This window comes from Erythrobacter sp. 'gip.4 top 5' (genome assembly GCF_056495765.1).
Window position 1 is genome coordinate 2,431,574 of record NZ_CP200270.1, and the last position, 20,071, is coordinate 2,451,644.

A 20,071-nucleotide genomic window follows, 5' to 3' on the forward strand; every position below is an offset into this window, starting at 1 on the left:
CCGCGTATTCGCGACTATAGCGCAGTCTCGATGGCAGACACCGCACTCATGACGATCCCGGGCCTCGCTGATCCGGTCCCCGCGTCGCGTGACATCACGCCGCGGACCGACGGGCGTATAGACCTCATCGGCCTGCCCCGCCCGCGCATTGGCGAGCTGTTTGCCGAGGCGGGTCTTGATAACAAAGCCGCCAAGCTGCGCGCCAAGCAGGTGTTTCACTGGCTGTATCACCGCGGTGTCACCGATTTCGATGCGATGACCGATATCGCCAAATCCATGCGCCCGTGGCTGGCGCAGCGCTTCGTGATCGGTCGCCCCGATGTGGTCGAAGCCCAGCATTCAGTCGATGGCACCCGCAAATGGCTGCTGCGTACGTCAGATGGTCACGATTTCGAGATGGTGTTCATCCCTGATGAAACGCGCGGCACCTTGTGCGTGTCGTCACAGGTGGGCTGCACGCTAAACTGCACCTTTTGCCACACAGGCACCATGAAGCTGGTCCGCAATTTAACACCCGGCGAAATCGTCGGGCAGGTGATGCTAGCCCGCGACGCGCTGGGCGAATGGCCGCGCGGCACGATGATCAGCGATGCCGATATGATCGACGAAGACGATGAGGCCGGCCACTACACGGCCGACGGCCGCCTGCTGACCAATATCGTGATGATGGGCATGGGCGAGCCGCTGTACAATTTCGACCATGTGCGTGATGCGTTGAAGCTGGTGATGGACGGCGATGGCCTTGCTCTGTCGAAACGCCGCATCACGCTGTCGACCAGCGGCGTGGTGCCGATGATGGCGCGCTGCGGCGAGGAAATCGGTGTGAACCTGGCCGTGTCTCTGCATGGCGTGCGCAAAGAGGTGCGCGACGAGCTTGTTCCGCTGAACAAGAAGTACGGCATCGAAGAGCTGCTGCAGGCCTGCGCCGATTACCCAGGTGCCGGGAACGCGCGGCGCATCACGTTTGAATATGTGATGATCAAGGACAAGAACGACAGTGACGATGACGCGCGCGAGCTTGTGCGTCTGCTGCGCCAGTTCAACTTGCCGGCCAAGGTCAATTTGATCCCGTTCAATCCGTGGCCCGGTGCGGGCTATGAATGTTCGGCGCCGGATCGCATCCGTTCCTTTTCCGCAATCGTGTTCCAAGGCGGCTTCTCCGCGCCGGTCCGCACCCCACGTGGGCGCGATATCGATGCAGCGTGCGGGCAGCTGAAAACCGCGGCTGAAAAGAAGTCCCGTGCCCAGCGTGATCGTGAGGCGGCGCAGCAAGACGCGTGAGCACCGATCCGGACACGATTGCATTCTATCAGGCCCGCGCGCCGCATTGGGTGTTTCATTCGGGCGAAGCCCACAGCTACCAGCTAGACGCCTTTCTTGATCGCTTGCCGCCCGGCGCAAGCGTGCTGGAACTTGGCAGCGGCGGCGGGCGAGATGCAGCACATGTCCGCTCGCGCGGCTTCGTCGTCGATGCAACCGATGCTGTCCCCGCGCTCGTCATGCGCGCCAATCAGGCGTTCGGCTTGGGCGCGCGGGTCATGGCTTTCCACGAACTGGACGCCGTGGCCGAATACGCAGGCATTTGGGCGCACGCCAGCCTGCTCCACTGCCCCCGCGCCGCCCTGCCCGATGTCATCGCCCGTATTCATCGCGCACTGTTGCCCGGCGGATGGCACTTCGCCAGTTTCAAGCTGGGCAACGCCGAGGGCCGCGATCTACTGGGTTGACTGCACAATTTCCCACCGCCCGGATGGCTGATCGCGGCTTATGAAAGGGCGGGCTTTGTGGTTGAAGCGCAGGAAATCTACAATGGCAAGGCGAGCGACGGCACCCAACGTGACTGGATCGATCTGACGGTGAAAAAGCCATGAGACACATTGTCGAAGCCATCTGCACCGGCACCGCCCGCCCCTTCAACGGCGCGGAACTCAGCGCCATTTCCAAACGCCCGCGTGAAGGCGTGGTACAGGTCTTAAAGGATGGTCTTGCGCCCGACGAGCAGGCCGACCGCAGCGTGCATGGCGGCCCGGAAATGGCGCTGCACCTCTATCCGCGCGATCATCATGACTGGTGGCGCGATCAGATCGGTGACCATCCTGCCTTGGATGAACCCGGCGGATTCGGATCGAACCTTACCGTGGCAGGCCTCACCGAAGACATGGTTCATATTGGCGATCGCTTCCGGCTCGGCCCCCCGACCACGGGGGCGCTGATCGAGATCAGCCAACCGCGTCAGCCGTGCTGGAAGATCGAGCATCGCTTTGGTCAGAAGGGCATGGTCGCCCGGATCGTCAGCACAGGACGTTGTGGGTGGTATTTTCGCGTGATCGAAAGCGGCGATGTGACAGCAGGCGATTCGCTGGAGCGCGTGGCAATCGGCGCTGAGGATTGGAGCGTCGCCCGCGTCTTTCAAGCCCTTGTGGCTGGCAAGGGAACACGGGATGAGCTGGCGGCCTTGGCGGACCTCGCCCCGCTCAGCCCGAAATTGCGCGCCAAGGCTGCGGCCAAGCGCAAGTGAGCCACGGTTCATCGCGGACACGGTAAAAATGAACAAAACTGGCAGTTTCCTGATCGAGTTATTCATCCTGCGTTCGACTAATCTGAACGAAAAGAGGGTCGCTCCATCGGGGAGCCGCCACAAGGACAAACGATATGAGAAACCTCGCCCTCCTCGCCGCCGCTGGATCGATGGCTATCTTCACCGCTCCCGTGCAGGCGGCTGAATTGCCGATTACTCCGGCTTCGACCACTACCATGTTCACCGGCTTCCATAACGGCGCGTCGCCCGTCACCGCGGTTACTGATTATGACCGCGACCGCTGGGATGACCGCCGCGATCGTCGTCATTACCGCGACCGTGATCGCAAGCGCGGCCGTGACTACAGAGAAGATCGCCGCCTTTCGCGCAACGACCGCGTGTGGCGCGGCAATGATGGCCGCTATTACTGCAAGCGTGACAACGGAACCACTGGCCTCGTGATCGGCGCCGTCGGCGGTGCCTTGCTCGGCCGCATGGTGGACACCCGTGGTGACCGCACTGTCGGTACCGTTCTCGGCGGTCTTGCCGGGGGTCTTTTGGGCCGCGAAATCGACCGCGGTGAGGCGCGCTGCCGCTAATCGCAATTTACGCTGATACCGAACGCCGCTGACCATGCTGTCAGCGGCGTTCTGATTTGTCGGGGTGAAAACGAAGTACGAGCCGTGACCGTTCGTCGATTGAAGCCCGGGCCCGGCCCTGTTAACTCGTACCAATGATCTCGATCACATTTGTTTTCGCATGACCCTTCCCGCAGTTCTCGTGACTGGCGGGGCCACCCGCATCGGCGCGGCGATTGTCCGGCGTTTTGCGGACGCCGGTTGGCACGTGGCGATCCATTATCGCACCTCCGGCACCGCCGCTGAGGCACTTGCGGCCACGCTCCCGTCTGCCGAAACGATCGCATTCGACCTTACTGATGACGACGCAGCCTTCGCCGCGATCACGCAGCTTGCGGCGCGGCTGCCCGATTGGCGCTGCCTGGTGAATTCGGCATCGGTGTTTAACTACGATGGTGTAGCCGAACTGGATCCAGCGACGAACAGGCAGGCGATGCAGATCAACGCCCTCGCCCCGGCTCGGCTTGCTCAAGGCTTTATCGCTCATGCAACAAGCGCCGCAGCGCGCTGCGTTATCCATGTCACCGACATGAAAATCGAAAACACAAACCCCGATTTCTTCAGCTACACCATGTCAAAACACGCACTGGCGTCCACCATCGGGATGCTGGCGAAGGGACACAGCGGATCCGGCGTCCGAGTCTATGGCCTTGCGCCGGGAGCCGTGCTGGCGAGCCATGACCAGCGCGAGGAGGAGACAGAGATCTCGCATCGCCTGAACCTGCTCGGGCGCAAAACCGGCGCTGACGAAATCGCCAATGCGGCGCTGTTCCTCGCCAGCGGGGCGCTTGCCAGCGGGCAAAGCCTGTTCATTGACAGCGGGCAGCATCTGCTGGACCAGCCGCGTGACGTGATCTGGCTTGCTCGCGAACAGACGCAACCATCAGCGCAAGAGGCAAGCGCATGAAACGACACGCCTTTTCGACCCGCCTATGGCACTGGGTCAATGCCGCGGCGATCATTGTGCTGTTCATGTCCGGGCTCAATATCTCCAACGCCCACCGCTATTTGTACTGGGGCGATTACGGCTTTGACCCCAAGGATGCTTGGCTGTCCGTCATCCGGTTCCCCGGCTGGGCGACGATCCCGCAATATTACAGCCTCGCCCTGGCGCGCGAATGGCATATCACCGCAGCCTGGCCATTTGCGGTGGGATTGCTGTTCATCTGGGTCGCGATGCTGGTCAACGGCCATTTCCGCCGCGATCTCACCACAAGCCCGCGTGACTGGACGCCGAGCGGTGTGATCGCGTCGCTCAAGTCCCGCTCGGGGAGCGCAGGGGCAAATCGCTACAACCCCGTACAGCGGATGCTCTACGGCATGATGTTCGGCGTCCTGCTACCGCTGATGCTGTTCACCGGCCTTGCGATCAGCCCGGGCTTTCAGGCAGCTGCGCCGTGGTTGCTGGACGTGCTGGGCGGACGCCAGAGCGCGCGCTCGCTCCACTTCATCGCGTCGTGGGCGATCTTCGGCTTTTTTGTGATCCATATCGTGCTGGCGCTGATTAACTGGCGGCTGATCATCGCAATGTTCATCGGCGGCAAGCGCGTTGACGCGGTAACCGCGCCCTCACCCGACGCATTGACCCCTGAAAAGAGAGCGTCCGCTCATGGTTGATCTGCCACGCCGTTCGCTGCTCGCCGGGATCGCGGCCATCGGTGTTGCAGGCTGTTCCAAGATCAATGAGAGCGAGACAGCCAACAGCCTGTTCAAAGCCGCGCAAGACGGCCACCGCGCCGTGCACCGCGCGCTGGCGGGCAAACAAGGCTTGGCGCCTGAATATTCCCGCGCCGAACGCTCGCCCACCTTTCGGGGCAATGGCTCGGTCACGGTCGAAGACCCCTTCTATCAGGACCAACTCGCCAAAGGATTTCCTGATTGGCTGCTGGAGGTCCGCGGTCTGGTGGACAACCCCATGCGCCTCACACTCGCTGACTTGCGCGCCTTGCCGCAGCGCACCCAGATCACGCGGCATGATTGCGTGGAGGGATGGAGCGCGATCGGTGAATGGCAGGGGCCGCAACTGGCCGCGCTGCTCGATGCAGCCAAGGTAAGGGACAGCGCAAACTTCCTCGTCTTTCGCTGCGCCGACGTGCTGTACGGACGCGATTATTACGAAAGCATCGATATGGTCGATGCCTATCACCCACAGACCATCATCGCCCACAGCCTCAACGGCGAACCCCTACCCGAAAAGAACGGCGCTCCGCTCAGAATGCGGATCGAACGGCAATTGGGCTACAAACAGGCCAAATACGTCAAGGCGATCGAAGCGGTCGCCAGCTTCGACCAGATCGGCCAGGGCAAGGGCGGGTTCTGGGAGGATGTCGCGGGCTATCAGTGGTATGCGGGCATCTAGTCTTCAGGATAAAGCCGCAGCATTGTCTACCAAACAGCAGCGATGACGTCCTTCATCAGTAACTCGTCGGCACGCTTGGCAGCGGGTTCGACCTTGACGATGAAGGCCTGGGCACTGGCGCCGGTCACCATGGTCTTAGCTTCTGCCATGACTCCAATCCCGCTCCATACCATCGCGATATTGCGAATACCGTGGTTTGCGGTAACTCTGTCCAACAGGACCACGAACGGTGCACTATGAGCAAGCTTCTCCTCGACAGGTTTTTGTCCCGCGCGGTCACGAAAGGCCGCCTTGGCATCGTTTTTGCCGATGGCAGCGTCAGCACTTACGGTGCCTCAGCCTCCGGTTTTCCCGAGATCGTGTTACGCGTCACCGATGCCCGCGTCCCGCGTGACGTTTTGATGGATCCGCGACTGGGCGCGGCGGAAGCCTTTATTGATGGGCGGTTGCTGATCGAAGAGGGCGACGTGATGGGCCTGGTCAGCCTGCTGCGTGCCAACAACGCCTGGGACAAAGGCGGCGATATCCGCTCTCCGACCGCGTTGAAAACGTGGCTCAACCGTGCGAACTTCGCTGCCGAACAGATCAACAACCGCGTGGGATCGAAGCGAAACGTCGCGCATCATTATGACATCGGCAATGATCTTTATGCGCTGATGCTCGATCCCGAACACTGGCAGTATTCCTGCGCCTACTGGCTGCAGGGCAACATGACCCTGGCCGAAGCGCAGGGCGCAAAGCTGAAGCATATTGCAAAAAAGCTGGCGCTCGTCCCCGGACAAGAGGTCCTCGACATCGGCTGCGGCTGGGGCGGGATGGCGATCCATCTGGCGCGCGCGCATGACGTGAACGTCACCGGCATCACCTTGTCGGAAGAACAGGCCACCCTCGCCCGCGAACGCGTGCGCGCTGCCGGAGTCGCGGACAGGGTAACGATCCTGCTCGAAGATTACCGCGACACCGCTGCAAGCGGGCGGCGCTTCGACCGGATTGTGTCGGTCGGCATGTTCGAGCATGTCGGCCGCGCCCAGTTCGATACGTTCTTCCAAGCCTGCGCGACCATGCTGGACGATGACGGGGTCATGCTGCTCCACACCATCGGGCGCTTTGGCGGGCCAGGCACGACGGACGCCTTCACCCGCAAATACATCTTCCCCGGCGGCTACATCCCTGCCCTTTCAGAAACCTTGGCAGCGTCGGAGAAAGTGCGCCTCATCGCTGCCGATATCGAAACGCTGCGCCTGCACTACGCCAAGACCATCCGTGCATGGTACGATAACTGCCTGGCCCACCGCGATGCGATCGTCGCGCTGCATGATGAACGGTTCTTCCGGATGTGGACGTTCTATCTCGCCGGCGCCGCCACGGTGTTTGAAAACGGGGGCATGGGCAATTACCAGATTCAGTACGTGCGCAGCCGCCACGCCTTACCGATCACGCGGGATTACCTGTTGACCGAAACCGCCTAGGCGATTTCGTGCGCGGCGGGGCGATTGCGCGGACGGTACACTGGGCCAAATCCCATCAGCGCCGCCCCAAACAATGGCAGGGCGATAATCCACCAGCGGATGCCCGAAACGCTGTCAGGACTGGCGATGGTCAGCCCTGCGGTTGCCCCCAGCCCTGCGCAGATCGCCACTACGCCAAGCACGGCGCGCAGACGCGGCACGGTACGACCACCACGGATCGGGCCAAAGCTGCGCTCATGCCGGGCGAACAGCGCGATCAGCGGCAACAGCGCGACGACATAGATCGCGATCCATAGCGGCCGCGTCGCCCACCATCCGCCGGTGCCGGGCACCTGATCAAGGCCGATCCCACCAAAGCCGAGCCATGCCACCGTCATCACCAGCACAAAGGCGGTAAGGTGCCACAGGAACACGGTCATGATCATGCCGTTCATTAGTACGGTCGCCGTCCAGATGCCGATATGGTCGAGCATGCGCCGTCCGGCCGGTTCCAGCGCCAGCACCAGACCCACCTGCGCCGCGCCGAGCGCGAACAGCGCCAATGTCGGCGGCAGAGAATTGGAAAAGCCGCCCGGTGCGGACACCATCGCAACCGGATAGAAGCCATAAACCGTGATCGCGACAAGGATCGCCAGCGAAACCGCGAACCAGACCGCGGCGAACAAGGGTTTGACAAACCGCCCCCCGCGCCAGGCAAACCCCAGCTGGTGTATCCCAAGGAACACCCACAGGAAATTGCTGAAGTTCACCCAGGGAACGCCCGCGCTGAAGGTCAGCCAATCGGTCACCATCGCCAGCGGGATGAACACTGCAAAGCTCACCCAGCCCCAGCGTTGCCACGCCCGGTAAGCAATCGGCGTGAACGCCGTCACAAGCAGGTAGACCGCCAAAAACCACACCGGGATGAGCGCTGCCTCGGTCGCCATGCGGATCTGTTCGCGCGGTAGGCCAACCTGCGTCATCACCACTGCGAGTGCCGCCCATAGCAACAGCACCGGAAAGGTCGGTGTGATCAGGCGCTGCACCCGGCTGGCCAGCCAATCGCGATACACGCCGTCCTGCGTCTGCGGAAATTTGTCGGTGGTCGCGGCCCAACTGACGCTGTTCGAATATCCGCCGACAAGGAAGAACACCGGCATCACCTGAAAGCCCCAGGTCAGCCAATGAGTCCAGTCTGCCACCATCAGCAGGTCGCCGCGGCGCAGTTCGCCCGCCGGATCAACGTAAAGACCTGCCATCATCCAGTGGCCGATCACCACCGCCATGATTGAGACTGCCCGCAGAAAATCGACCCAGCGATTGCGTTCAGGCGGGGTCATCTCCGCCAGCTCACGCGCCTTGCCCCACATTCTCAGCATTCAGACTCCCGAAAGATCGCTTACCGCCCGCGAGCCATGTGTTTATCAGCAAATTTTAAAAGGACGATTGCTGCCAACCCTGCAATCCCCAGCGCCGAAAGCGCGATTGCCCCCGACGGCGCGCGCTGTTAGTGGCCCGCGCGCAATTCACACCCCAAGGAAAACCGTCATGGCTCAGCCCCAGAAAGTCGTCCTCGCCTATTCGGGCGGTCTCGATACCAGCGTGATCGCCAAATGGCTGAGCGTCGAGCGCGGGCTGGAGGTCGTCACCTTCACCGCCGATCTGGGTCAAGGCGAAGAAATTGAACCGGCGCGGGCGAAGGCGCGGGCGATGGGGATCCCTGACGACCACATTTTCATCGAGGATGTGCGCGAGGAATTCGTGCGCGATTTCGTGTTCCCGATGATGCGCGCCAATGCCCGCTATGAAGGCGATTATCTGCTCGGCACCAGCATCGCGCGGCCGCTGATTTCCAAACGGCTGGTCGAAATCGCGCACCTGACCGGCGCAGATTTTATCGCCCACGGCGCAACCGGCAAGGGCAATGATCAGGTGCGCTTCGAACTTTCGGCCTACGCGCTTGATCCGGACATCAAGGTCATCGCACCCTGGCGCGAATGGGAGCTGACCAGCCGCACCGCATTGATCGCCTGGGCCGAACAGCATCAGATTGAGGTGCCGAAAGACAAGCGCGGCGATAGCCCGTTCTCGACTGATGCGAACCTCCTGCACACCTCGTCCGAAGGCAAGGTCCTGGAAGATCCCTGGGAAGAAACGCCCGACTACGTCTATTCGCGCACCGTCAATCCCGAAGACGCGCCGGACGTGCCGGAGTACATCACGGTCGATTTCGAGCGCGGCGATGGGACGGCACTGAACGGCGAGGCCATGTCGCCCGCCACTTTGCTGACCGCGCTCAATGCGCTGGGCCGCAAGCACGGCATCGGGCGGCTTGATCTCGTCGAGAACCGCTTTGTCGGCATGAAGTCGCGCGGCATGTACGAGACCCCTGGTGGCGAGATCTACGCCCGCGCCCATCGCGGGATCGAGCAGATTACGCTGGATCGCGGCGCAGCGCATCTCAAGGACGAGCTGATGCCGCGCTATGCCGAGCTGATCTACAACGGCTTCTGGTTCTCGCCCGAGCGCGAAATGCTGCAAGCCGCGATCGATCACAGCCAGGACAAGGTCACCGGCACGGTCCGGCTCAAGCTCTACAAGGGCCTAGCCAGCGTCGTCGGACGCAAGTCACCCCACTCGCTCTATTCCGAGGCGCACGTCACGTTCGAGGATGACGCCGGGGCCTATGACCAGAAGGACGCCGAAGGCTTCATTAAGCTGAACGGCTTGCGCCTGCGCCTGCTCGCCCGGCGCGACCGCGATGCCTGACGTGCCGGCCCTTGCCACCTCGGGCAATGATCGGCGGCCTTAGCGCGTCTCGCGAAATCCGAGTCGTGACTCGCTGCGCGGGTCGTAAAGCGGGTTGGCGGCCTTCATGTTCCAACGGTTCGTCGCATTTTTGAGGCGACTGGTTCCCGGGTGGATGCGTGGCGCCGGTGAAATCCTAACCTGGTTTGCCATCGCCCACGCCATCGCCCTATCCGCCCGGCCATGACGATCCGAACACCCATCATGCGCCGCAACGCCCACAACGCGTTCAAGCGTGGCATCCAGGGCCTGGCCATCGCCGGTCTGCTTGGCCTCGCGCCGGTCGCCGCGTCCTCGGCCGCCACCACCGATGCGGGCGCCGCCGGGATCGCGCCTGCGACCAGCACCGCATTCATCGAAATGGCCCCCCTCCCCCCGGTCTCGGACGTCACGGTGCCTGACGCCGCCACACCGCCTGAAACCGTGCTGGGCAGCGGCAGCGCGTCCTATTACGCCGCCAATTTCAACGGTCGTCGCACGGCGAGCGGCGAACGCTTCGACAATTCCGACATGACCGCCGCCCACCGCAGCCTGCCGTTCGGCACGCGGCTGCGCGTCACCAACCCGGCCAATGGCCGCAGTGTCGTGGTGCGCGTGAATGATCGCGGGCCCTTCACCCGTGGGCGCCTGATCGACGTGAGCCGCGCTGCCGCGGACGAACTCGGCATGGTGGCGCGGGGCCATGCCACGGTGGAACTGGCGCTGATCGCCAGCTGATCCGAAGGCACTGGTTCAAGTACTGGGCCAAGCGCGGGGCCAAGCGCGGGGCCGTTCAGGCCCGCGCCTGTTGGAGACACATGGGACACTGTCCTGATGCGGAAAATCCGCGATGGTCAGTGCACCTCACGCATTCGGCCCGCGTGTCGTTTGCGTGACATAAGCGTGCCAGTCGACAGTGTCCGCCTCCTGCTCCGCCTGCGCATTGTCAGCCCGCATCCCGGCGGCGGCGTTGGCGTCTGTGCCATCTTGCGCAATGTCGTCATCGTCATCGCCATAGTCATCATCCTCGTCGTCGTAATCCTCGTCGTCGTCGTCATCCTCCTCGTCATCCAGATCGTCGTAATCCTCGCCGAAATCCGCATCATCATAATCAATCAGCGCAGGCGGATGGCGCAGCGCCTCCAGCTTGCGATCGAAGTCCGCCGCCGCCGCGCTGACACCGTAGGCCGTCGCCAGCTTATCGAGCCGCGCCAGATGCGCCAGCAACAGCCGCGTATCGAACCGGGTGCGGGTGGCAACCTCCTCGCCATGATAGAACACCGCCTCGGTGATCCCGTTGAGCGCGCGGTCCGCCAGCACCTCCTCCACCTGCGGCCGCGCCAGCAGCAAAGCCGCATCCCACAGCGTGCGAAACTCGGGCGAGGCACGCCGCATCCGGTACAGATGCGCGCGGCTGACCCCCACAACCTGCGCCGCCGCCCGAACATTGCCCCACTGCGCCAGCGTCTGGACGAAAGCCGCCAGCGTTTCGCGGGGCAGATCGCCGCGATCGGCGCCCGGCGTCGGATCGGTCAAAGCGGTGGCAGCGGGTTCTGAGGCAAAGGCAGACATGGCGCGCAGCTCCTTGGCAAAGGGACAAGGCGGCAGGCGATATCAGCGCGAAGGGGCGGTAGGAAAACGCCAAATCCTCCCCGGCACGGGGAGGGGGACCACCAAAGGTGGTGGAGGGGCAAGCGCCTCAAGCATCATCACGCCTGCACCGCCGGGGACCGCCGCCGGTTACGGCCCGCGCAAGACCCGCTCGTTTGCGAGCATGGCGGCGCGGGCCTCTTCGGAGGTTTTCGGATTATTCCCGATCCGGCCAGCATCGACGTGCGCCTGCCACGCGGCGAGGAACGCGCGATCATCGGGATCACGCGGCGGCGCGGCGCCCATGCGCGGGCGGGTGTTGGGATGGGGCGGAGGGGTAAAGGCCATAGCGCGCGGGCTTTCCATAAAGTGCCGAGGGACGGAGTGGCACCGCCCCGCCCTCCCCGCTGGCTGTGCCGGACGCGCCCGTGCTTGCGGCCTATGCCGGGAGAGCGGGCGCGCATGACGCAGCGCGGCGGACAGAGGCGCGGCTGATGCCTGCGCGGGAGGCTAGCGGGGGCTTGGGGGTGTAGGAAAGGGGGTGAACCAATTAGGCAACACTATCGAACTGAACGAAGCGACGGATTCCATTGCAATTTGATTTCGATTACAGATCAGGTTGGAGGCATTGTGGCACAGCAGTCAGACATTGAATGGACAGACGCGACATGGAACCCAGTTACGGGTTGCACTAAGATCGGCCCGGGCTGCGATAACTGTTATGCAGAACGCTTCGCGGAGCGTTGGAGAGGCATTTCCGGTCACCCTTACGAGCAAGGGTTCGACTTGCGGCTTTGGCCTTCCCGCTTAGGGCAACCTGCTGCGTGGAAAAAGCCTCGAATGATTTTCGTCAACTCGATGAGTGACCTGTTTCACAAGGCGGTTAACCGATCGCATATCGACCGTGTTTTTGACGCGATGGAGCAGGCGAACTGGCATGTGTTCCAAGTTCTGACGAAACGCAGTTCGCTTATGCGCGACTATGTCAAAAAACGTTACCATGGCGGCCCCGTGCCGAGCCATATCTGGCTCGGTGTATCTGTAGAAGATGCGGAACGCGCCTCTCGCATTGATCATCTCAAGGAGATCAATTCAGACGCGCGCTTTATCTCATTCGAGCCGCTGCTTGGACCAGTCGGAGACATTGACCTAGCAGGAATAGCTTGGGCGATTGTCGGCGGCGAGAGTGGTCCCGGCTCGCGGCCAATGGAGGGGGCGTGGGCGACGGAGATACGACAACTTTGCGAACGCGATAGCGTTGCTTTTTTCTTCAAGCAGTGGGGTGGGCCGCGTCCGAAGTCAGGCGGCCGCTTGCTTGACGGAGAGGAATGGAACGGATTCCCTTGGCAGATCGTGCCGGAAGAAATTATGACTTCACTTCAAGCGTAAGGGTTGAATTTTGGCGGTTCAGATCGAACAGTACGAGGGTCGAGAGCAATCGTTTATCAAGCACGAGTTTTTGACGCAGTATCTGCAAGCCGCGGCGTACAAAACGCTTCAGGGCCGCTCTCCCACTTTTAACTTTGTCGATGCCTTCGCTGGCCCATGGAAGGTTTCAGACGAGAATCTTTCCGATGCGTCATTCGACCAAGCACTGCGGACACTTGAAGCCGTACGCGCAGATCTTGGGCGGCGCGGCATAGGCGGCCTAAAAATACGCTTTTGCTTTTGTGAGCGTCGCCGCAATGCCGTGGCACGACTGCGCGACTATGCTGAAAAGAACAGCAGATTTGAAATTCACGTTTTCGAGGGCTCCTTCGAGGACAACCTAGATGGTATCGCAAGGGCCTGCCACGATGGGTTCACTTTCACCTTCATCGATCCTACCGGCTGGAATATCCGGTCGGAGCCAGTCTTCGAATTTCTAAAGGCGATGAACGGCGAATTTCTGATTAACTTTATGTCGGAGCACATCACGAGGCACGCTGGCTGGGATCAAGTGGCAGCATCGTTCGGTCGCTTCCTTGCCGATCCCGATTGGAGAACCGATTTCGATGCTCTTTCAGATCAATTGAGCAACGAAGAGCGTGTACTTTTCCTGCTGAAGCGCAAGATCAAACATGTCGGAGCGGCAGCCTATTTGCCGCATATGCCAATTCTGAAACCGCGTCAGGACCGCATCAAGATGAGGCTAGTGCTAGGCACACACTCGCGCAAAGGCGTCGAAGTCTTTCGTGACGTACATGGCAAAGTCGAACTTGCTGAATTCCAAACTCGCACGGCAATCAGCAATGCCGATAGCCGCCAAGTGGGATTGTTCTCGCAAGAAGAAGATAGCGCCATGCTGCAAGCTGCTCACGGGATCGGTTCTGAAGGTGTGAAGCGCCTAGCGCGGGCCACAGTTCTTGACGTGCTATCGAGAGGACACAAAAACTTCCAACACATATCGACGGTCGTCATGGAGACTTGGCCTATGCGCCTAACGCACACAAAGGATTTGCTAAACACGATGAGGACTGAAGGCAGTGTAAATTTCCAGTTGGAAGGCCGCGCGACTAAGCCAAACGATTCCACTCTGGTTTCGGCAGCCTAGCCGCTCTTCCGCCAGCCCCTTACCTAGCAAATGGCTAACGGGAGTTTCGGAAAGGCGTTACCTACACCTCCATCATCCTAGGGATGGTTCCCCTCCCCGCGCCGTGCAGGCTCACCGCACCAACAACGGCGCCAGATACTGCCCCGTAAACGACCGAGGCTCCTTCACCACCTTCTCCGGCACACCCTCAGCCACAATCTCCCCGCCGCGCACACCGCCCTCGGGCCCTAGGTCAATAATCCAGTCCGCGGTCTTGATCACATCAAGGTTGTGCTCGATCACGACGACCGAATTGCCGCCCTCCACCAGCCGGTGCAGCACTTCGAGCAGTTTGCGCACATCCTCGAAATGCAGGCCGGTGGTCGGCTCGTCGAGGATATACAGCGTCTGGCCGGTGCTGCGGCGGGCCAATTCCTTGGCGAGTTTCACCCGCTGCGCCTCGCCGCCCGACAGCGTCGTCGCCTGCTGGCCGACTTTCACGTAGCCCAGCCCCACCTCGTTCAACATCCGCATCTTCTCGCGGATCGGGGGGACGGCCTTGAAGAACTCCTCGGCGTCTTCAATGGTCAGGTCGAGCACGTCGGCGATCGAGTGGCCTTTGAACTTCACTTCGAGCGTTTCGCGGTTGTAGCGTTTGCCGTGGCATTCCTCGCAGGTGACGTAGACATCGGGGAGGAAGTGCATTTCGATCTTGATGAGGCCATCGCCCTGGCACTTCTCGCAGCGGCCGCCCTTGACGTTGAAGGAGAAGCGCCCCGGCTTGTACCCGCGCGCGAGGCTTTCGGGCAGGCCGGCGAACCAGTCGCGAATCTGGGTGAAGGCGCCGGTGTAGGTGGCAGGGTTGGAGCGCGGGGTGCGGCCGATGGGGGACTGGTCGATCTCGATCACCTTGTCGCAGTGTTCAAGGCCCGTGATGGCGTCATGCGCGCCCGCGATCACCCGCGCACCGTTCAATGCCCGCGCGGCGCCGGCCTGCAGCGTGTCGATGGTGAGCGAGGATTTGCCCGAACCGGAGACGCCGGTGATGCAGGTGAAGGTGCCAAGCGGGATCTTGGCGGTGACGCCCTTGAGGTTGTTGGCGCGCGCGTTCTTGACCACGATGTGCTTGCCATTGCCCTTGCGGCGCTTGGCCGGCACGTCGATCTTGCGGCGGCCGGTGAGGTAATCGGCGGTGAGGCTGCCCTTGGCCTTGAGGATCTGCTTGAGCGTGCCTTGCGCGACGATCTCGCCGCCGTGCACCCCTGCGCCCGGCCCGAGGTCGACGATGTAGTCGGCGGTGCGGATCGCGTCCTCGTCATGCTCGACCACGATGACGGTGTTGCCGAGATCGCGCAGGCGTTTGAGGGTTTCGAGCAGGCGGTCATTGTCGCGCTGGTGCAAGCCGATGCTGGGTTCGTCGAGCACATAGAGCACGCCCGAGAGGCCCGAGCCGATCTGCGAGGCCAGCCGGATGCGCTGGCTTTCGCCGCCTGACAAGGTGCCGGAGGTGCGGTCAAGGTTGAGGTAGTCGAGCCCGACATTGTCGAGGAAGCCCAGCCGCTCGTTGATTTCCTTGAGGATCGCCTTGGCAATCTGCGATTGCTGCGGGGTCAACTGCGCGTCCAATGCCAGGAACCACGCCTTGGCATCCGACACGCTCATGGCGACGGGGGTGGCGATGTCGGTCATGGCGATCTTGACCGACAGGGCCTTTTCATTCAGCCGCTTGCCGCCGCAGGTCTCGCACGCCTGCGCGGTCTGGTACTTGGCCAACTCCTCGCGCATCCATGCGCTTTCGGTTTGCAGCAGGCGGCGGTTCAAATTGCCGATGACGCCTTCGAACGCCTTGTTGACGGTGTATTCGCGGCGGCCATCCTTGAAGGTCAGCGGCACCGGCATCCCGCCCGTGCCGTGCAGGATAATGAGCTTCTGGTCGGGCTCCAGATCCTTCCAAGGGGTGGTGAGATTGAACCCATAGGCCTTGGCGAGGCTGGCAAGCACCTGCATGTAATAGGGCGATGGCGGATTGGACTTGGCCCAAGGCACGACCGCGCCCTGTTTGAGGGTCAGCGCTTCGTTGGGGACGACCATCTGCGGGTCAAACAGCATCTTCTCGCCCAGCCCGTCACACGCGGCGCAGGCGCCTTGCGGGGCGTTGAAGGAGAACAGACGCGGTTCGATGTCCTCGATCGTGAAGCCGCTGACCGGGCAGGCGAATTTTTCGGAAAAGACGATGCGGTTGGCGGCGAGGCCTGCGCCTTTCATCGCCTTTCCGGCCTGCGCCTCGTCTTCACGCCCCGGCACCACGCCGTCGGCCAGATCGACAAAGGCCAGCCCCTCGGCCAGCTTCAGCGCCTGTTCAAAGGAGTCCGCCAGCCGCGTCTCGATGCCCTCTTTCACCGCGATCCGGTCGACCACGACTTCGATGTCATGCTTGAACTTCTTGTCGAGCGCGGGCGCGTCTTCGATGGCGTAGATTTCGCCGTCGATGCGCACGCGGGCGTATCCAGCGCGCTGCCATTCGGCCAGTTCCTTGCGGTATTCGCCCTTGCGCCCGCGCACCACCGGGGCGAGCAGGAACAGCCGTGTGCCTTCATGCAATTCCATCACCCGGTCGACCATCTGGCTCACCGTCTGCGCGCTGATCGGCAGGCCGGTGGCAGGCGAATAGGGCGTGCCCACCCGCGCCCACAGCAAGCGCATATAATCGTAGATCTCGGTGACCGTGGCCACGGTGGAACGCGGGTTACGGCTGGTAGTTTTCTGCTCGATGCTGATGGCGGGCGACAGGCCGTCGATATGTTCGACATCGGGCTTCTGCATCATTTCGAGAAACTGGCGCGCATAGGCGCTTAAGGACTCGACATAGCGCCGCTGCCCCTCGGCATAGATTGTGTCGAACGCGAGGCTGGATTTGCCGCTGCCGGACAGGCCCGTCACCACGATCAGCGCATCACGCGGCAGATCAATGTCGATACCCTTGAGGTTGTGTTCGCGTGCTCCGCGCACCGAAATGGTCGTAAGGCTCATGGGCGTGATCTGTTCCGGAAATGTTCGGGTGGGTCAAGGGCGGCGCGGCGGCGTTGTCCGCAACGCTGTCGAAATGGTGATGCTTGGCCAAGGTGCAACGGGCGGGCCGCCGTTCGGTTTCCTGTCTGCGGCAGCATCCCAAAAGATGCGCACCGGCAGCAGCACAACAACGACATCCGCCACCGCGCTGTGCGGTCTATGCGTCCGCCGGCGCGGCATGTTTGCACGCCGATAGAATGGATCTGCACAGCATTGCGGCACCTATCAACGTGAGTTCTGATCTCAACAAAACCAGCAAAACAGGCCAAACCAAACGATTTCTACCTTTGCTTTTCAGAAGCTTAATGAAGGCTACAGAAAATCTCAAGTCGCCAGATCGCCGGTTATCGCCACAGTGGCGCCGTTCTTTGCGGTTCCCATCCGGGTCCATCCAGGGTCGCAACCTGGCTTTTCGCAAAGTCCCGATCAGGGGCCGGAACATGGCTGACAGAATTACCCGAAATCCTGTCACGCCTGTTCCGGTTCCGCTTTGGCCACCAAGGCCATCGCGCCGCTAGCCCCGATCCATTGGGCGTTGACACCCCAGCCTTGTGCGATGATCTTGGGATCCAGCGCGGCGTTAGGCGGGCCATCAGCGATCAGGCACCCGTCCTTCAGCACCAGCACCCGGTCGGCATGGTTCATCGCAATCGCAAGATCATGCACCACCACCACCACCCCCTGACCTTGCGCAGCACAGGCCTTGAGATGCGCGGTCAGGCTGATCTGATGCGCCAGATCGAGCGCGGCGAGCGGTTCGTCGGCCAGAATCCAGCGCGGCTCTCCGGCCAGCACCCGGGCCAGCAGCACCCGCGCCCGCTCCCCGCCGGAAAGCTGGCTGACAGGGCGATGGCGCAAGGGTTCAAGGTCAAGCGCCTGCATCGCCGCTTCCACGGCAACAGCCCCACGGTCCCGCCACGGCAGACGGCCCAGCGCCACCAGCGCTTCGGTCGCAACGTCCCACGCAATGTCGGGCGCTTGCGGCAGGTAGCCGATAGTCTGCGCCCGATTGCGCGAAGGGAGGTGGGCCAGGTCGTCGCCTTCGCACGTGACACGGCCCGACGTTGGCGTCAGCAATCCGGCCAATCCCAGCAGCAGCGACGATTTGCCCGCGCCGTTGGGGCCGACGATGGCGGTGATGCGTCCGGGTTCAAGCGTCGCGGAAAGGCCCGCGATCACTGTGCGCCTGCCACGCATCAGGGCGAGATTGTGCGCCGCCAGCATCTAGGGCCGACCCTGCCGCATCCGCAGCAGCAACCATCCGAAGAACGGCGCACCGATCAGCGAAAGCGCGATGCCCAGTCGCAGCTCCGTTACCAGTGGCAAGATCCGCACAATGCTGTCCGCCGCCAGCACCAGACACGCGCCCGCCAGCGCGCTTGGCACAATCAGGCTCGACGGCAGGCGATTGGTTAGCGGGCGCACCAGATGCGGCACCACCAAACCAACAAAGCCGATAATCCCCGCCACCGCCACGCCGGCACCCACTGTCAGCCCGATGCCCACCACCAGCAGGGCAAGCAGCCGGCGTGGCTCCACGCCCATCGATCGTGCCGCCGCCTCGCCCAGCGTCAGCGCATCGAGGCTGCGCGCTGCCAGCGCCAGCACTGCGATACCGGCGGCCGTCAGCGGCGCGGCGAGCGCGACTTCGCGCCAGGACCGGTCGGTCAACGCGCCATTGAGCCACAACACGATCTCGGACAGCGCAAAGGGATTGGGCGCAAGCGTAATCGCCAGCGCGGTCAACGCGCCCGCTAGGCTCGCCAGCATCAGGCCCGCCAGCGTGAACAGCGCAATGCCGCCGCCTGCGCCGCCTGCGCCATCGCTCGAGGTGCGCCCGGCAATCAGCGCGAGCAGCGCCATGCCCAGCCCTGCGCCCGCAAGGGCCATGACCGGCAGGCTCCAGCCAGCGAAGGCCGCAGGAATGCTGGCGCCGAACCAGAAGCTCGCCACCGCGCCCAGCGCCGCCATCGGGGCGATGCCGAACAGGCCGGGATCGGCCAGCGGATTGCGCAAGTATCCTTGCATCGCCGCCCCCGCTGCGCCCAGCCCTGCGCCAATGGTGATCGCCAGCATGGCTCGGGGCAGGCGCAACTCGCCCAGGATCAGCGCGCTATTGGCAACGCCGTCCGCCCAGGGTGCAATCCACACGCGCCCCGCCAGCAAGGACAGCGGCAGCAGCAGCGCGAGCAATGCGGCGAAGACCAGGTTGGCGCGGGTCAAAGGCGACGCTCCGCTTCGGCCCGGATCGCTTTGAGGCGGGCGCGCGCCTTGGGGATGGTCGGCCCGCCGCAATAGAGCAGCGCGGGGTCGAAAGCGGCAACCTGAATTGTCTGCGATGCCCGCGCCAGCAGCGGGTGGCGCTGACCGGGTGCATCGCCTGCCACCAGCAACACTGCGGGCGGATCGGCCAGCACGCGTTCGAGCGTCACCAGGTCCGCCTGCTGCATCCCGCGTGCCGCAGCGTGGCTGGCAAAGCCCTCCTGACGCAGCAATTCGGCAATCAGGGTCTGCTCGCCTGCGACGATTTCACCCGGTTGCCATAGCAACGCGCTGATCGGGGCGCCCGGCGGCTCCGGCGGAGGGGCGGTGATCAGGGCAGCGAGCGCGTCGCCCGCGCCTGCCTTGCCCGCCAGCGCCGCAACGTCTCGCACCTGCGCGGCGCTGGCGGCGATGGTGGTGGGGCTGCCAAAGGTCGCCACGGAAAGGCCTGCGCGTTCAAGCGCGGTGCGGGTCGGCTGCGGCAGGTAGATCGAGGCGAGCACAAGGTCAGGCCGCAGCGCGATGACCTCTTCTGCCGTGCCGCCGGTAACGCCATATCGGGCCGCCACGCCTGCCGGGATCGAACTGCCCGACGGATCGCGGCTGTAATGCGACAGCGCCAGCACCTGATCGGGGCCTGCGATATCGACGAGGATCGCATCGAGGCAGGGATTGAGGCTGACAATGGTGGGGGCGCGGCTTGACGCGCTCTCCTGCGTCTCTGCGCGGGGGCCACCGGGCGCGCAGGCTGCGAGCAGACACGCGCCCGCCAGCATTGTCAGCCGCAAGGTGCCCTTCCCGTTCAAACTGTTGCGATTGCGCGCCATGTCCGGGCGCGGCGATAGGGCGGCGGGCGCGGCCACGCAACGGGTTAGGGCCTTTGCGCGC

At 62.9% G+C, this 20,071-nt stretch carries 20 protein-coding genes; 12 read left to right on the top strand and 8 right to left on the bottom strand.

The window, feature by feature from the left end; all coding sequences use genetic code 11:
* The first annotated feature begins 30 nt into the window (after window positions 1-30).
* The 7 genes from rlmN (at window position 31) to ACRANW_RS11765 (ending at window position 5,515) form a co-directional block, all read left to right on the top strand.
* Window positions 31-1,281 carry a dual-specificity RNA methyltransferase RlmN gene (rlmN, locus tag ACRANW_RS11735; protein WP_479431962.1) on the top strand — a complete coding sequence of 417 codons (1,251 nt, stop codon included), beginning with the start codon at window positions 31-33 and terminating at the stop codon, window positions 1,279-1,281.
* Entirely contained in the window at window positions 1,278-1,727 is a 450-nt protein-coding gene (locus ACRANW_RS11740; protein WP_479431963.1) for a class I SAM-dependent methyltransferase, read from the top strand. Before rlmN ends, ACRANW_RS11740 begins: the two co-directional genes overlap by 4 nt.
* Before the next feature lie 140 nt (window positions 1,728-1,867).
* Window positions 1,868-2,518, top strand: coding sequence for an MOSC domain-containing protein (locus ACRANW_RS11745; RefSeq protein ID WP_479431964.1), 651 nt, complete (start codon window positions 1,868-1,870; stop codon window positions 2,516-2,518).
* 134 nt (window positions 2,519-2,652) lie between these two features.
* Window positions 2,653-3,117: a glycine zipper 2TM domain-containing protein gene (locus tag ACRANW_RS11750; protein ID WP_479431965.1), complete on the top strand. Its 465-nt coding sequence runs from the start codon at window positions 2,653-2,655 to the stop codon at window positions 3,115-3,117.
* A gap of 160 nt (window positions 3,118-3,277) precedes the next feature.
* Window positions 3,278-4,063, top strand: a complete 786-nt coding sequence (locus ACRANW_RS11755) for an SDR family oxidoreductase (RefSeq protein ID WP_479431966.1) — start codon at window positions 3,278-3,280, stop codon at window positions 4,061-4,063.
* Window positions 4,060-4,773 carry a cytochrome b/b6 domain-containing protein gene (locus ACRANW_RS11760; RefSeq protein ID WP_479431967.1) on the top strand — a complete coding sequence of 238 codons (714 nt, stop codon included), beginning with the start codon at window positions 4,060-4,062 and terminating at the stop codon, window positions 4,771-4,773. The genes ACRANW_RS11755 and ACRANW_RS11760 overlap by 4 nt, the downstream gene beginning before the upstream one ends.
* Entirely contained in the window at window positions 4,766-5,515 is a 750-nt protein-coding gene (locus tag ACRANW_RS11765; RefSeq protein WP_479431968.1) for a molybdopterin-dependent oxidoreductase, read from the top strand. The genes ACRANW_RS11760 and ACRANW_RS11765 overlap by 8 nt, the downstream gene beginning before the upstream one ends.
* Window positions 5,516-5,541: 26 nt before the next feature.
* On the opposite strand, the gene ACRANW_RS11770 is transcribed toward ACRANW_RS11765, so the two are convergent.
* The gene (locus ACRANW_RS11770) at window positions 5,542-5,730 is read right to left on the bottom strand and encodes a hypothetical protein (RefSeq protein WP_479431969.1); all 189 of its coding nucleotides are present in this window, start codon (window positions 5,728-5,730) and stop codon (window positions 5,542-5,544) included.
* A gap of 21 nt (window positions 5,731-5,751) precedes the next feature.
* On the opposite strand from ACRANW_RS11770, the gene ACRANW_RS11775 reads away from it, so the two are divergent.
* The gene (locus ACRANW_RS11775; RefSeq protein WP_479431970.1) at window positions 5,752-6,984 is read left to right on the top strand and encodes a class I SAM-dependent methyltransferase; all 1,233 of its coding nucleotides are present in this window, start codon (window positions 5,752-5,754) and stop codon (window positions 6,982-6,984) included.
* Here the strand turns inward: ACRANW_RS11775 and ACRANW_RS11780 are convergent.
* Window positions 6,981-8,342, bottom strand: coding sequence for an acyltransferase family protein (locus ACRANW_RS11780; RefSeq protein ID WP_479431971.1), 1,362 nt, complete (start codon window positions 8,340-8,342; stop codon window positions 6,981-6,983). The two genes, ACRANW_RS11775 and ACRANW_RS11780, sit on opposite strands and share 4 nt — an antisense overlap.
* Before the next feature lie 169 nt (window positions 8,343-8,511).
* On the opposite strand from ACRANW_RS11780, the gene ACRANW_RS11785 reads away from it, so the two are divergent.
* Together ACRANW_RS11785 and ACRANW_RS11790 are read left to right on the top strand one after the other, a co-directional pair.
* Window positions 8,512-9,732, top strand: a complete 1,221-nt coding sequence (locus tag ACRANW_RS11785) for an argininosuccinate synthase (protein ID WP_479431972.1) — start codon at window positions 8,512-8,514, stop codon at window positions 9,730-9,732.
* A 222-nt stretch (window positions 9,733-9,954) separates the two neighbouring features.
* Window positions 9,955-10,488: a septal ring lytic transglycosylase RlpA family protein gene (locus ACRANW_RS11790; RefSeq protein WP_479431973.1), complete on the top strand. Its 534-nt coding sequence runs from the start codon at window positions 9,955-9,957 to the stop codon at window positions 10,486-10,488.
* A gap of 126 nt (window positions 10,489-10,614) precedes the next feature.
* Here ACRANW_RS11790 and ACRANW_RS11795 read toward each other — a convergent pair whose 3' ends face one another.
* Both ACRANW_RS11795 and ACRANW_RS11800 read right to left on the bottom strand, forming a co-directional pair.
* The gene (locus ACRANW_RS11795; protein ID WP_479431974.1) at window positions 10,615-11,322 is read right to left on the bottom strand and encodes a hypothetical protein; all 708 of its coding nucleotides are present in this window, start codon (window positions 11,320-11,322) and stop codon (window positions 10,615-10,617) included.
* A 168-nt stretch (window positions 11,323-11,490) separates the two neighbouring features.
* Window positions 11,491-11,688 (bottom strand): hypothetical protein, encoded by a 198-nt coding sequence (locus ACRANW_RS11800; RefSeq protein WP_479431975.1) that lies wholly within the window; start codon window positions 11,686-11,688, stop codon window positions 11,491-11,493.
* Window positions 11,689-11,970: 282 nt separating this feature from the next.
* Between ACRANW_RS11800 and ACRANW_RS11805 the strand changes: the two genes are divergently transcribed.
* Window positions 11,971-12,729: a DUF5131 family protein gene (locus ACRANW_RS11805; RefSeq protein ID WP_479433936.1), complete on the top strand. Its 759-nt coding sequence runs from the start codon at window positions 11,971-11,973 to the stop codon at window positions 12,727-12,729.
* 10 nt (window positions 12,730-12,739) lie between these two features.
* Entirely contained in the window at window positions 12,740-13,873 is a 1,134-nt protein-coding gene (gene tcmP / locus ACRANW_RS11810) for a three-Cys-motif partner protein TcmP (protein ID WP_479431976.1), read from the top strand.
* A 111-nt stretch (window positions 13,874-13,984) separates the two neighbouring features.
* Here tcmP and uvrA read toward each other — a convergent pair whose 3' ends face one another.
* From uvrA to ACRANW_RS11830, 4 genes are all read right to left on the bottom strand, one after another.
* A complete protein-coding gene (uvrA, locus tag ACRANW_RS11815; RefSeq protein ID WP_479431977.1) occupies window positions 13,985-16,882 on the bottom strand; it encodes an excinuclease ABC subunit UvrA in 2,898 nt (965 codons plus the stop codon).
* Window positions 16,883-17,389: 507 nt separating this feature from the next.
* The gene (locus ACRANW_RS11820; protein WP_479431978.1) at window positions 17,390-18,145 is read right to left on the bottom strand and encodes an ABC transporter ATP-binding protein; all 756 of its coding nucleotides are present in this window, start codon (window positions 18,143-18,145) and stop codon (window positions 17,390-17,392) included.
* Window positions 18,146-19,144 carry a FecCD family ABC transporter permease gene (locus ACRANW_RS11825; protein WP_479431979.1) on the bottom strand — a complete coding sequence of 333 codons (999 nt, stop codon included), beginning with the start codon at window positions 19,142-19,144 and terminating at the stop codon, window positions 18,146-18,148.
* Window positions 19,141-20,046 carry an ABC transporter substrate-binding protein gene (locus tag ACRANW_RS11830; protein WP_479431980.1) on the bottom strand — a complete coding sequence of 302 codons (906 nt, stop codon included), beginning with the start codon at window positions 20,044-20,046 and terminating at the stop codon, window positions 19,141-19,143. Before ACRANW_RS11830 ends, ACRANW_RS11825 begins: the two co-directional genes overlap by 4 nt.
* Window positions 20,047-20,071: the final 25 nt, after the last annotated feature.